We start from the raw sequence: 12,794 nt of genomic DNA on the forward strand, positions 1-12,794 counted from the left end.
GCGCTTCGTGAGCACCCGAGGATCACCTGCGGTGCGCTTCGGAACTGACTAGGGAAGAGCGAGTGCGGCAGCGATCATGCGGTGACCTTGCCGCTCGAACGTTTCGTCGCCGATCTTGTATGCCCACGCCGCAGTTCCAATTGCTTCACGGATTTGAATGATCCTCCACAGTTCTCGGTCGCGGGGATCTGCGCCGTATCCGTCGAAGAACGCGGCCTCCAGTTCCGGGTTGTCTTGCCACTGTTGGGCGGCGAGACGGCAGAAATCACTCATCGCCGGGCGGTGTTCGAATCGTCCGAAGTCGATGATGCGCACGGTTCCAGGCCTGTTCTGGTCGTTTGCGTTGAAGAGCCAGTTACGTGGCTGCCAATCGCCGTGCGTCGGCACAACGGGCACCGAAACCGGAAGATGGGAGCGGAGTGTTTCCCGCAGCAGGGTGGCGGTGCCGTGGTCAATCCGGTGCTCGCCGTCCAACCAGGCCAGTGCCTTGCATGTCGCCCGGGCATCGACGGCATCATCGATCCGCACGTGCTGCCGGTGAAACCTTCCCAGCAGGCGACCTGCCTGCAGGTATGTGTCGGGATCGGCTTCCGCCGAAGTGCCCTGTACCAGCTGCCCGGGCAGGTACGTGGTGACGAGGATGTTTGCCTCGTTGTCGCAGTGGACCATTCGCGAGGCGTGGCCAGTGTCGGCCAGTACACCGGTGGCCGTCCGGTGGGCCGCTATCTCGCGGGAAACGTGGTGGTTGTCGCCGGACCCGGCCTTGACGATGAAGCGTCCAGCTCCCGCGGATACGTCCAACACGGTTGTCAGCGCCAAACCCCAGCTCAGGTCAGCACCCAGCTGCGCGTCAGGCAACCAAGTATCGAGGAGTGCGGACTGCGATTCGGCGAGATGTTCCCGATGCCAAGAAGTCATTCGGGAAACTTTACCCGGTGACTTGAATCGAGGCGTTGATCCTTGTGGCTTGGGCGGTTCTGCCCGGAGCCATTCGCGTGGACCACCACCGACCGGCAGGAATCCACCGCTCGCGGAACCTAGCGCTTGAGGTAGTCCGAGCAGACGGGGTCCACCGGGATGTCGCGGTGCAGCACCATGATGCCGTGGTCGATCGGGGCGACCTGCTTGAACCCCAGCGCCTCGGCGCGGCGCAGCGCCTGCGGGGGCAGCAACGGATCCCAGCCGCCCATTTCCTGTTCGTTGAAGTCGATGATCATCCAGCTGGACAAGTCGGTGCCGATGTCGCCCATCATGCCCACGTAGGTGCGGTCGGTCAGGTGCGGGACCAGGGTGTCGGCCGATTCGACGCAGACGCCGTCGGGAATCATCTCCACGGCGCGTTCCTTGGCGGCGACCAGTTCGCTGGTGCTCCAGTTGGCGCCGGTGAGCGTGCGGCCCAGCGGGAAGATCGAGTGGAAGAAGAGCGTGCCGACCAGCGCAAAGGCCAGCAGGTAGGCCGGGGCGATGACCTTGATCCTGGTCCAGCCGTAGCGGTCGATCAGCTTGCCCAGCACATGCACGGCGGAGAGGATGAGGATCGGGGCCATGATCGCGTCGTACTGGTAGACCGGGGCCCAGGTGTTAAGCCGGTCGTTGAACAGTCGGCTGAGCAGCAGCGGCGCCCCGAGGATCACGTACGGGGAGGCCAGCGGCAGCAGCGCCAGCGGCAGGAAGCTCAGCAGCCAGAGCAGCAGCTTGAGCTGGTGGTTGAAGAGGATGCCGATGGACTGGAAGGGGTGGGTGGCCAGGAAGACGATCGCGGCGCCCGCGCTGGCGCCCAGGGCGGTGTACTGCCAGTAGGTGAAGGCTCCCGCGGGGGAGAAGAGCGGGATCAGGTAGCTGGTGACAACCACGTACCCGGCCAGGCCGATGGCCATGGTCAGCCCCGCCTTGGCCCACTGTTTGTGGAAGAGCAGCACGATGCCGACGGCGACCATGGTGATGCCCATGTCCTCGCGCACCAGCAGCAGGGAGCTGGCCAGCCCGACGACCAGCCAGTAGCGGCCGCGGTCGAACGCCCAGATGATCCACGCCATGATCGGCACGCCGAACGCGACCTCGTGGAACTCCCAGTTGACGATCGACTGGAACGGCCACCACAGCAGCAGGGCGCAGGCGGTGAGCAGCGCGCCGAGGTGCCCGAAGCGCGGGCGGGTGAACAGGTAGACCGGGATCGCGGTGGAGACCAGCAGGGCCGCCAGAGCGATGCCGAGCATGCGCGGGTCGTCCCAGATCCAGTACAGCGGGGCCAGCAGGGCCAGGATCGGGTGGAAGTGGTCGCCCAGCAGGTTGAAGTCCACGCCCTTGATCGGGACGATCGGCGGCTTGAACAGCGCATATTGCCGCACGGCCTGGTCGAAGATGCCAAGGTCGTAGCCGCGGGACTCGTAGTTCTTGAACTTCAGGAACGCGTGGGCGACGTACAAGACCCCCGCGAGAGCCATGGCCAGCCCGAGATGGAGTTTCTGCGGGCGAGTCATTTTCGCGGGGGTCTTGGTAGGCATAACCTCGAGTTTATCCAGTCGTCAGGCGCGGCTTGCCGCACCTTGGTGTGCGGCTGGTCACGGAAGTGCGGCTACTTGGCCGAGGACAGGCCGGTGCGGGCCATGGCGTCGGCGTAGGCCGCGTAGATCTCTTCGAGGTGTGCCTGCTGGCGCTCCGGGGAACCGGCGAACGCGCGGCCGTCCAGGGACTTGACCTTGTAGGTCTTGAAACCGCGGCGCCAGAGCAGCGGGTTCTGGGTCTTGAGCAGCTGCTCGGAGAGGCGGTGTGCCTCGGTGCCGTGGGCGATCAAGACCGAGGCGCGCGGGACGACCTTGAGCAGGCGCAGCAGCGGCTTGAGGCCCGAGGTGATCTCCGGCGGCTGGAACTTGCCGTTCGGCTCGCCCGGGGTGTGCCACGGGGAAACGTTCCACGGCAGGATGTACTCGGGGCGCAGGCCCAGCTGCCACTGCATGCCCAGCATACGGGTCGCGGCCTCCTGCGAGCCGGCATCGATGAAGCCGTTTTCGTTGGCGACGCCGATGTTCGAGTACAGCGAAATGATGCGTGCTTCCTCGATGTTGTGCACCGGGTCCACGTAGGAAACCGAGGAGGTGGGTCGCAGCAAGCGAGTCTCGTCCAGAAGGCGGTTGACTGGTTCGATCTGCTCTTCGTAACGGCGTTCCATGAGGGAGTTCTCGACGTGGTCCGGGGCAATTGCTGTCATTGAGGTGCGCTTCTCCTGCTGGGGTCGAACGAGGGGGCATGGGGGAGGTTTGGGCGCGCGGGAATACGGTTCCCGCGCGTCGCGAACACGCCGATGCTACTTAAGTGGTTTGGAGGGGTGGGACCTGGTGTGATCCGGTGGCTGGAATGCCACGGGAAGAACGGGAGGAAGGTCCACTTTCAACAATAGCCGCTGAGGGCGGAATTTGGCACACGTGGCGTCGGCCAATGCGGGGTGATGATCGGCACAAAATGCCGTTTGCGCGGCCATGTTCGGTAGTTTTGTCCGATGAACACGATGCTTTGGCCCGGCTGGATCGCCATCCTTTTTGCCACGCTCTTCACGGCCGCCGCCGGGGTGTTTCTCCTAGCCATGCAGTACCACCGGCACGGCCGCCTGTCCTGGCGCCGGTCCCTGGCCAGCGTCACGGTGATCCTCTACCTGTTCGGCCTCCTGAGCTACACGATGCTTCCGTTGCCGCCCACCCGCGGGGACTTTTGTGACATCCCGGGAATGGGCGGGGTGCAGAAGATGCCCTTCGCCTTCCTGCCGCAGCTCAAGGAGGCGCTGCTGGATTCGCCGGGGGCGATCCTCCATGATGCGCTGTTGCTCCAGGTTGCGTTGAACGTGGTGCTGTTCCTGCCGCTGGGCGTGCTGGCCGTGCGCTGGGCGCGCGTCGGCTTCATCGGCGCGGTGCTGCTGGGCGGGCTGGCCTCGGTGCTGATCGAGACCACCCAGTACACGGGCGTCTTCGGGATCTACGACTGCGCCTACCGGGTGACGGACATCGACGACGTCATCGCCAACACCTCCGGCGCGGCGATCGGCGCCCTGCTGGCCTACCTGCCGGTGTTCGCCTGGATCTCGGGCCCGAACGAGCGGGTGGCGGCCCGGGAATACCACAGGCCGCGCCCGGTGACCCGCACTCGGCGCATGCTGGGCATGGTCTTCGACCTGGCGCTGGTGGCCGTGTTCGCGTTCATCCTGGGCACCGGCGGCGCCCTGGTGAACAACGTGGCCGGGAAGCCGCTGGACACCAACGTGCTTGACGTTGCGGCCGCGCTGCTTCCCCCGCTTCTGGTAATCATCCTGCCGGCGCTGGCGCCGGGGCGCGCCTCGCTGGGCCAGCGCTGCACCTGGATCTTCGCCGCGGACGAGTCGGGCTACCCGGCCGGGATCGGCAGCCAGGCGCTGCGCACCTTGCTCGGCGGCGGCGGGTTCACGCTGCTGCTCGGCGCCGCCGAGCTGGCGGGGGACACCGGAGCCGGGCTCGGGCTGCGCGCCACCGCCTTCCTGCTGGGGGCCGCCTGCCTGCTGGTGGTCCTCCTAGATGCCTCCGGCCGCGGCTTCTCCGCCCGCATCACCGGCCTGCACTTTGCCGACCGGCGCGCGGTTCCGGCCAGCGGCCGGGCCGCCGGCCGGAACCGCGAATGGGCCGCCTGAGGTCGGCCCGGGAACGACCTGCAAATCGTGCGTTTTGCCCTGTGGGCACGCTGTCCACGTAGGATTGAGGCTGGTTTGCCATGGGGGCGTGTCACTTGCACGAAGGTCCAGACCACACCTGCACCGCGAAAAACCGACGAAGATTGAGGCAATTAAACGATGAATGAGAAGATCCCGAACGAGCCGCACAAGGCGGTCCTGCGCACCGCCGTAGCGGCAACGGTCCTGATCGCTGTGGGCGCCTTCGTGCTGTCCTTCGACGCGTTGACGGACCTGGCCGGGCGCTCGGGCATCAACGCCAACCTCGCCTGGATCTGGCCGATCATCGTCGACGGCATGATCGTCGCCTCCACCGTGGCGATCGTAGCGCTGAACGGCCACAGCCGCCGCGCCATGATCTACCCGTGGTCGCTGCTCTTCTTCGGTGCGATCGTCTCCACCGCGGCGAACTCCGTGCACGCGATCCTCACCGTCAGCGCCCAGCAATCGGACATCCCTCCGGTGGTTTCGGCGCTGGTCGCGGCCATGCCGCCGGTGGTCCTGCTGGCCATCACCCACCTGACGGTCCACATGTACCAGAAGAAGGCCGAGGCGGCGGAGCTGCGCGCGGCGGCCGAGTACGACGAGGAAGCCGCCGAATCGGAGAAGTACGGGCTGGCCTACGACGATGGATTCCAGGCCGCGATGGCCGACGCGCAGGCCGCGGAGGCCGAACGCCTGGAAGCTGCCCGCCAGAAGGCCGCCGACGACGTTGCACGGGCCCGCGTCGAGGGCAAGCTCGAGGGCTCCAAGGCCGCGGCGCAGGCCTCGACGAAGCCCGGCACGCCGCCCGCCGTGATCCCGGCCAACTCCAACGGCGCCCCGGCCAAGAACAACAGCCAGGGCGCGAAGAATGGCAAGGTCCAGGTCCTGACCCCGGCCAAGAACGGCGCATCCCCGTTGTACGACGAGGTTGCCCAGTCGATCGACAGCAAGAACTAACACCAGGAACCAGCACTGGTATCATCCGGCCGCGGCGGATTTCCCGCCGCACCGTGAATCCGCTGCCTGAGTCCGCACCACGACGCCCCGCCGCACCCCGTATCGCTTCCGGGGCACGGCGGGGTTTTGTATTCCGGGGGGATTCCCTGCGGATTGTCAGGTTTGCGGCGTGCGGCGGAACCCGGCACGGCAAATCGGCAGTTGATAGGGTGGGAAACTGATTCCCCAAGAGCAGTTGTATGTAGGAGGCACGTGTGGGCACCCCCTGGGAAACCCTCGATGATTCATTGCGCGAAGAGGTCGCGGCCAGCGTCGAACGCTACGCCAAGGCCCGCCCGATGCTCGAACACGTCGCCGAGGCCATGCGCTCCCGCATTTCCTCGCTCTTCGAGGAGACGGAAACCTCGCCGCTTTTTGTGGTCAGCCGGGTCAAGGGCGTCGAGTCGTTCCGCGACAAGGCCTCGCGCATGCTTGCTGCCGAGGAGGACGGCGGCGCACCGGCGCTGGAGTTCCCCAGCCCGCTGCGTGAAATCCACGACCTGGTCGGGGTGCGCGTGATCGTGAAGCTGCCCTATGAAATCCGCGACGCCGCGAACCTGATCAAGCGCCGGCGCTCGGACTTCGACTGCCGATCGGACCGCGAAAAGGACATCGGATCCGTCGAATCGGGAACCTACGGCTACTCCAGCCGCCACCTGATCCTCAAGACCCGCGGCGAGGAGGTCGTCCGCGACTTCCAGGCGGTGCTCGGCGGGGACATCAAGATCACCGGCAACTTCGTGTTCGAGGTGCAGATCCGCACCATCCTGTCCCACGCGTGGAGCGAGATCGAGCACGACATCCGCTTCAAGAACGCCGAGCCGCGCGCCTGGAGCCCGCACATCGACAGGCAGTTCACCGCCACCGCCGCCATGCTGGAGGCCGCCGAGGACCAGTTCTCCGAACTCCACGAACGCTTTGAAACGGTGACCGGGTTCTGGGACGCCGAGGGCGAGGGTGCCGTGCCGCTTTCGGCCGCGCGCATCCAGTTCATCTGGCGCACGCTGCTGCCCCACGTGGACAGGAAGTCGGACGACGACTGGGGCTGGGCGGCGGAGCTTGTCGCGGCGCACGGGCTGAGCAGCACCCGGCAGTTCGCCGAGCTGTTGCAGCCCGGGGTGATCACCTCGGTGCGTGCGGCCCTCGACCACCGGTACTCCCCGGGCCCGGACCGTTTGCTCGACGACGTGTTGCTCTGGCACTTCGGCGCCGAGCACATCAAGGCGACCAGCGGCGGAGACGCCCACCGGGCCGACTCGCTGCGCCGCCGGCTGGCCCAGATGGACGCCTACCGGCACAAGCTTGCCCCCAAGTCGGCACCCAAAACCGCCCCCGCCGGGGAACCGGGGGACGCGCCCCGAAAGGGCCAGGACGAGACGCCGGAGTGAGCTTCACCGCATCGTAGCCGGAACCGCGCCCCGACCCCGGTAGACTGGATAGGTTGCCCATCAGGGCTCCTAAAACTCCACCGAAAGGGTCACCGTGATTTCCGTTGCCGATTTGGAGCTGCGCGCCGGCGCACGCCTTCTCATGGAGGGCGTCTCGTTCCGCATCGACAAGGGCGATAAGATCGGCCTCGTCGGGCGAAATGGTGCTGGCAAGACCACCATGACGCGCGTGCTGGCCGGCGAATCGCTGCCAGCAGGTGGCTCAGTCACCACCTCCGGAACCATCGGCTACCTGCCGCAGGATCCTCGCACGCCCAACATGGAGCAGCTGGCCCGCGACCGCATCCTTTCGGCCCGTGGCCTGGACATCATCGTCGGCAAGCTCAAGAAGTGCCAGGACGACATGTCCTCCGAGGACCCGGCCGTCGCGGCCAAGGCGATGCGCCAGTACGACCGCATCGAGGCCGAGTTCATCGCCGGCGGCGGCTACGCCGCCGAGTCCGAGGCCGCCGCGATCTCCAACAACCTGTCCTTGCCCGAGCGCCTGCTCAACCAGCCGCTTTCCACGCTTTCCGGTGGTCAGCGCCGCCGCGTCGAGCTTGCCCGCATCCTGTATGCGGACGCCGAGACGCTGCTGCTCGATGAGCCCACCAACCACCTCGACGCCGACTCGATCACCTGGCTGCGCGGCTTCCTCGCCAACCACCAGGGCGGGCTGCTGGTCATCTCGCACGACACCTCGCTGCTTGAGGCCACCGTCAACAAGGTCATCCACCTTGACGCCAACCGCGCCACCATGGACGTCTACAACCTGGGTTGGAAGCGCTACCTGCAGCAGCGCGAGACCGACGAGCGTGCCCGCAAGCGCGAGCGCGCCAACACGGAGAAGAAGGCAACCACCCTGCTGGCCCAGGCCAACAAGATGAAGGCCCGCGCCTCCGGCGCCTCCGCGGCACAGTCCATGCTCAAACGCGTGGACCGCCTGATGGGCGGCCTGGACGACGTCCGCGTCGCCGACCGCGTCGCGAACCTGCGCTTCCCGGATCCGGCCCCCTGCGGCAAGACCCCGCTCATGGCGGAGGGCCTGTCCAAGTCCTACGGTTCGCTGGAGATCTTCACCGACGTCTCGCTGGCGATCGACCGGGGTTCCAAGGTTGTCATCCTGGGCCTGAACGGCGCGGGCAAGACCACCCTGCTGCGCATGCTCGCTGGCGTGTCCACCCCGGACACCGGCGACCTGGTCCCGGGCCACGGCCTGAAGATCGGCTACTTCGCCCAGGAGCACGACACCCTGGACGTCGACCGTTCGGTGCTTGAGAACATGCGCTCGGCGGCCCCGAGCCACATGGGCGACAAGGAAGTGCGCGGCATCCTCGGTTCGTTCATGTTCAGCGGCGACGACGTCGACAAGCCGGCCGGCGTGCTGTCCGGCGGCGAGAAGACCCGTCTGGCGTTGGCGACCATCGTGGCATCCAGCGCCAACGTGCTGCTGCTCGATGAGCCCACCAACAACCTGGACCCGGCCTCGCGCGCCGAGATCCTCTCCGCGCTGTCGAACTTCTCCGGCGCCGTGGTCATGGTCTCGCACGATGAAGGAGCGGTGTCCGCACTGAATCCCGACCGCGTGGTGCTCCTGCCGGACGGCGACGAGGACCTCTGGAACGATTCCTACCTTGAGCTGGTCACCCTGGCCTAGGGCCTGGGTGGACGCGTGGGGGGCTGCACCAACATGGTGCAGCCCCCCACGCGCTTAACGTCCAGGGTTCGGCCGGCTTGCCGGGGATGGAAACTACACCTCGACGAGGAGCACCAACGTCTCGCGCAGCACCCCGTCGTGGGCCATGGCCTCGGCAAACGCTTCGGATTGCATCGCAATCAAGAGGGTGTCCATATCGGGAACGTCCATCTCCACGGCGACTTGCGTCGGGTTCAACGGGTCCACGAAGGTGCGGACGTTGGTGATGCCCAGTGGGCCGAAGAGCTCTGCGCGCTTCCGCGAGGCAAGCCAATGTTCCATGTCCTTGACATCGTGGCGGGCAATCACGGTTGGCATGGTGTGTCCTCTCTCCGGGGGCCGGCGGTCCGCGGGCCACTGTTCATCACGCTACGGGCCGTTCGTCGCCCAAACAAGATTTCCAGGCCCGCTTCCGGCCCGAAGCGGGCCGCCCGAAAAGGCGACACCCCGCCGGTCGCCGGTCAGTCGGCTGCCGGGCGCCGCGCCCGCCGACGCTGCGTTCCCGCTCGACGGCAAGCGAAAAGCGGCCCTGTCCATCCAGAAAGAAATTCAGGATGGACAGGGCCGCTTTGTCGTCGTGACGGCGTCGATATAACCGGGTGCCGGATCAGCCGGCGTCGGGGCGCCCGGCGTGCCCGTGCTGCGATGCCCGGCGTTCGAGCTCGTCGAGGTACGCGTCCTCTTCTGCCTCGTCGGTGGGGGTTCCGTCGCGGCGCACCAGCTTCTTCGGGCGCTTGCGCATCCTGTGCGCCTGGTGCAGCACGGGTCCCTCGCCGCGCAGCGCTGCCTCGGCGGCCTCCTCGCGGTCCTCGCGGTTGATGCGGGCCTGCTGCTTGGCGGCGTAGCCGAAGCCGATGAAGACCAGCACGCCGAAGGCGAACCACTGGAACGAATAGGACAGGTGCGGTCCCTCGTCCTCCTCGGGGCGCTGCAGCTGGGTCGGTGCGGTGGCCGGGGCCGGGGCCTCCAGGAACATCAGGCCGTAGCTGCCGGTGGCGATCGGGTAGTCGAGCTTGGCCGCGTAGGCCGGCAGGTCGATCGAGGCCAGCTGCCCTTCGGGGGCGCCGCGGTCCAGCTTCGGCTCGCTCGCTTTCAGGCGCACCTGGACCTTCACGGTGCCGGCCGGGGGAGCGGGGATGCTGTCCGGCTGCCCGGCGTTCTCGTTGCCGATGGGCAGGAAACCGCGGTTGACGATGACTGTGGTGCCGTCGGTGGTCCGGAACGGGACCAGCACCTCGTAGCCGGGGCGGGACCCGGAGATCCGGTTGCGCACGATCGTCTGGTCCTCGGTGAGGTAGCTGCCCTCCAGTGTGACCGGTGTCCACTTGCCGTCGGCGGGAAGCTGTCCAAAGAGCGGCTTGGCCTGGGCGAAGGGAATGGGGGCCGCGTCGAAGTTGCGTTGCACATGGGAGATCTCGGTCAGCGCTTGTTCGCGCCTGTCCATCTGCCAGTTGCCCAAGAACGCGAAGGCGACGGCGACAAGGCAGACGAGCAGGAGCCAGCCGATCCAGCGGGTGCTGGCCAGGAATCGATACACGCTAGTTAGTTCTCCTTGGAAGTGGTGCCGTCGGGCTGTGCCGGTGCCTGGCCTATTTGGGTGGCAAGCGGCAGGCGCTGCTTGAACAGCAGGCGTTCGGAAAGGTAGTTTTCCAGCCAGTCGGCGTGCTCGGCGCAGGCCAGCCAGATCTTGCGGCGTTCCGGGGCATGGATCTTCGGGTTGTTCCACAGCAATTGGATGCTCGCGTCATTGCGGCAGCCCTTGCGGGAGCATTTGGCCGGCCCGGCGGGTTCCGGGGGAGTGCCGGAGCCGGAAAGGCTGTCGAGCAGGTTCATTTGCCGTCCTCGGTTTTCGGTTCGCCGGCGCCCTCTGGATCCGGGCCGTCTTGTGCTGAAGTTGCCGCGCCGGCTTCCGGCTCGTCGACAAACGACCCGTCGATCGTGACGGGCGCATCCTGGGGGTAGTGGTCAGGTTCGGTTTCCGCGGTCCATCGGCCGGGGTCGGCCTCGTGGGACGCCTGCGAATCCGGCTCGGGCGAAGCGGTGAGTGAACGGGGTTCGTCGCCGGCGAAAAATTCCGCGGGCGGTTCGCGCTTTGTCAGGTCGGCACCGCCGTTGGCGATCACCACAGCCACGTAGGGCAGCACGATCGCTCCGGCAAAGCACACCCACTGGATCCATCCGTGGGTGAAGAAGGCCGCAAGGAAGCAGAGCATACGCACCGACATGGAGATTGTGTATTTGAGCACACGGGAATTCTGCTCCACGGTGTGGGATTCACGTGCCTCGGTGATTCGATGCACCTGGGGCCCGTGCTCGTGATGATGGTGGCTGGAGTGTGGCTCGCTCATAGTTCTTCCGTCGATCCGTCCTTGTCATTGTCTCACCGACCAGTCTCGGGTTACGAATCGGGTGCCGCTCCGAGGCGCATCCCCCGCAACGATCGGCCAGCGCGGAGGATGCGACCGGGATCCTGCGGCCACAACCCCGAACCGCCGCGCGCTAGGATTGAAGCAGCAGAAATCACAAGCCCCTGATTACGTCTTTTGGAGGATCCATGTCCGAAATCCCATCCGCTCCCGCCCGCAGTGTTCTGGTCACCGGCGGCAACCGCGGCATCGGCCTGGCCATCGCCCGCGCATTCGAGGCCAACGGCGACAAGGTCGCCATCACCTACCGCAGCGGCGAGGTCCCGGAGGGACTGCTGGGCGTGAAGGCCGACGTCACCGATGCAGCATCCATCGATGCCGCCTTCACCGAGGTCGAGGCGGCCCACGGACCGGTCGAGGTGCTGATCGCCAACGCCGGCGTCACCCGCGACACCCTGCTGATGCGCATGAGCGAGGACGACTTCACCTCCGTCATCGACACGAACCTCACCGGTGCCTTCCGCGTGATCAAGCGCGCCTCCAAGGGCATGATCAAGATGCGCAAGGGCCGCGTTGTGCTGATTTCCTCCGTGGTGGGACTCTACGGTTCGCCGGGCCAGATCAACTATGCAGCTTCCAAGGCCGGCTTGGTGGGCATCGCCCGCTCGCTGACCCGCGAGCTGGGTTCCCGCGGCATCACGGCCAACGTCGTGGCCCCGGGCTTCATCAACACGGACATGACCGCCGAGCTGCCCGAGGCAACGCAGAAGAGCTACCTCGCCTCCATCCCGGCCAACCGTTTCGCCGAACCCGAGGAAGTTGCCAACGTCGTCCGCTGGGTTGCCAGCAACGAGGCTGCATACATTTCCGGCGCCGTGATCCCGGTTGACGGCGGACTGGGCATGGGCCACTAGGGCTTTCGCTTATTGCCGGATGCTGTGGCTTCCGCGGCCGCAACCGCGGAAGCCACAGCATCCAGATACTGAATACGGCGACCCCAGGGGTTGTTGCACGGATGGACCAAGTCCTCCGTTGCCCCCGTCGGTTCCCTTGGATGGGAACCCGCGTCCATTTTCTTGATTCCGCAGGATTTTTGAGGCTGCCCCGTCCGGTCCTCCGGGGGTACCGGACTCGATTCGTGTAGCGACCCCGAACGCAATTCTGCGCAGTCCGAACCCCGTTGGGTGTCGCGACATCTCCATGTTGTTGCACGGGTGGCCTTGAAGCCGCCAATCAGCCCTGCCGGATAGTTTCCGGTATTGCCTCGCTAAGATTCTCTGCGCATTTTTGCGCGCCCTCGAGCAATTCGGGGTTGAATGCGTTTTGCCCTCGATGCCGGGCCGACGCCTCCGCCTGCCCAGAGCGTGGCCCACAGACGTTCCCAGGATTTTCGGGCGCGAATGGGCCCCAGCGGGGAAGAACGGTCCGATGCCCGGGCGGTTCCGCACAGGCATCGGGGGAGGGCGCATGGCCATGCCCAGTACCAGGGGGCGTTGCCGCCCGATCAGATGTGTCGACGCTCCCTCGTTTCCCCGGACGCCAACATTGCCCGGATCGCGGTCGCTGCGGGCAAAAATCCGCCTTCGCACGCCGGTTCCGAATTCGATCTCAGCCGGAAATCCAGGGTGTGCATA

General features: G+C 66.4%; 12 protein-coding genes. 5 read left to right on the forward strand and 7 right to left on the reverse strand.

Translation table 11 applies throughout. The annotated features are described in order from the left end of the window. Nucleotides 1-48 precede the first annotated feature (48 nt). From JOF47_RS06415 to JOF47_RS06425, 3 genes are all read right to left on the reverse strand, one after another. Nucleotides 49-918 carry a phosphotransferase gene (locus JOF47_RS06415; RefSeq protein ID WP_209996718.1) on the reverse strand — a complete coding sequence of 290 codons (870 nt, stop codon included), beginning with the start codon at nucleotides 916-918 and terminating at the stop codon, nucleotides 49-51. Nucleotides 919-1,037: 119 nt separating this feature from the next. Further along, nucleotides 1,038-2,504, reverse strand: coding sequence for a DUF2079 domain-containing protein (locus JOF47_RS06420; protein WP_209996720.1), 1,467 nt, complete (start codon nucleotides 2,502-2,504; stop codon nucleotides 1,038-1,040). A 71-nt stretch (nucleotides 2,505-2,575) separates the two neighbouring features. Continuing rightward, nucleotides 2,576-3,208, reverse strand: coding sequence for a uracil-DNA glycosylase family protein (locus tag JOF47_RS06425; protein WP_209996723.1), 633 nt, complete (start codon nucleotides 3,206-3,208; stop codon nucleotides 2,576-2,578). Nucleotides 3,209-3,496: 288 nt separating this feature from the next. Between JOF47_RS06425 and JOF47_RS06430 the strand changes: the two genes are divergently transcribed. From JOF47_RS06430 to JOF47_RS06445, 4 genes are all read left to right on the forward strand, one after another. Further along, nucleotides 3,497-4,651, forward strand: coding sequence for a VanZ family protein (locus JOF47_RS06430; RefSeq protein ID WP_209996724.1), 1,155 nt, complete (start codon nucleotides 3,497-3,499; stop codon nucleotides 4,649-4,651). 159 nt (nucleotides 4,652-4,810) lie between these two features. Beyond that, nucleotides 4,811-5,632 (forward strand): DUF2637 domain-containing protein, encoded by an 822-nt coding sequence (locus JOF47_RS06435; RefSeq protein WP_209996725.1) that lies wholly within the window; start codon nucleotides 4,811-4,813, stop codon nucleotides 5,630-5,632. A 254-nt stretch (nucleotides 5,633-5,886) separates the two neighbouring features. After that, nucleotides 5,887-7,059 (forward strand): GTP pyrophosphokinase, encoded by a 1,173-nt coding sequence (locus tag JOF47_RS06440; protein ID WP_209996727.1) that lies wholly within the window; start codon nucleotides 5,887-5,889, stop codon nucleotides 7,057-7,059. A 94-nt stretch (nucleotides 7,060-7,153) separates the two neighbouring features. Further along, the gene (locus JOF47_RS06445; protein ID WP_209996730.1) at nucleotides 7,154-8,755 is read left to right on the forward strand and encodes an ABC-F family ATP-binding cassette domain-containing protein; all 1,602 of its coding nucleotides are present in this window, start codon (nucleotides 7,154-7,156) and stop codon (nucleotides 8,753-8,755) included. Nucleotides 8,756-8,848: 93 nt separating this feature from the next. Here JOF47_RS06445 and JOF47_RS06450 read toward each other — a convergent pair whose 3' ends face one another. From JOF47_RS06450 to JOF47_RS06465, 4 genes are all read right to left on the reverse strand, one after another. After that, nucleotides 8,849-9,112, reverse strand: a complete 264-nt coding sequence (locus JOF47_RS06450) for a hypothetical protein (RefSeq protein WP_209996732.1) — start codon at nucleotides 9,110-9,112, stop codon at nucleotides 8,849-8,851. 289 nt (nucleotides 9,113-9,401) lie between these two features. Next, nucleotides 9,402-10,331: an SURF1 family cytochrome oxidase biogenesis protein gene (locus JOF47_RS06455; protein WP_209996734.1), complete on the reverse strand. Its 930-nt coding sequence runs from the start codon at nucleotides 10,329-10,331 to the stop codon at nucleotides 9,402-9,404. A gap of 5 nt (nucleotides 10,332-10,336) precedes the next feature. Next, nucleotides 10,337-10,627 (reverse strand): acetone carboxylase, encoded by a 291-nt coding sequence (locus JOF47_RS06460; RefSeq protein WP_209996735.1) that lies wholly within the window; start codon nucleotides 10,625-10,627, stop codon nucleotides 10,337-10,339. Continuing rightward, nucleotides 10,624-11,142: a DUF3099 domain-containing protein gene (locus JOF47_RS06465; RefSeq protein WP_209996736.1), complete on the reverse strand. Its 519-nt coding sequence runs from the start codon at nucleotides 11,140-11,142 to the stop codon at nucleotides 10,624-10,626. The genes JOF47_RS06460 and JOF47_RS06465 overlap by 4 nt, the downstream gene beginning before the upstream one ends. A gap of 206 nt (nucleotides 11,143-11,348) precedes the next feature. Here JOF47_RS06465 and fabG point away from each other — a divergent pair, with 206 nt between their 5' ends. Further along, nucleotides 11,349-12,074, forward strand: coding sequence for a beta-ketoacyl-ACP reductase (gene fabG / locus JOF47_RS06470; protein WP_209996737.1), 726 nt, complete (start codon nucleotides 11,349-11,351; stop codon nucleotides 12,072-12,074). Nucleotides 12,075-12,794: the final 720 nt, after the last annotated feature.

Source organism: Paeniglutamicibacter kerguelensis, from assembly GCF_017876535.1.
Lineage (GTDB): Bacteria > Actinomycetota > Actinomycetes > Actinomycetales > Micrococcaceae > Paeniglutamicibacter > Paeniglutamicibacter kerguelensis.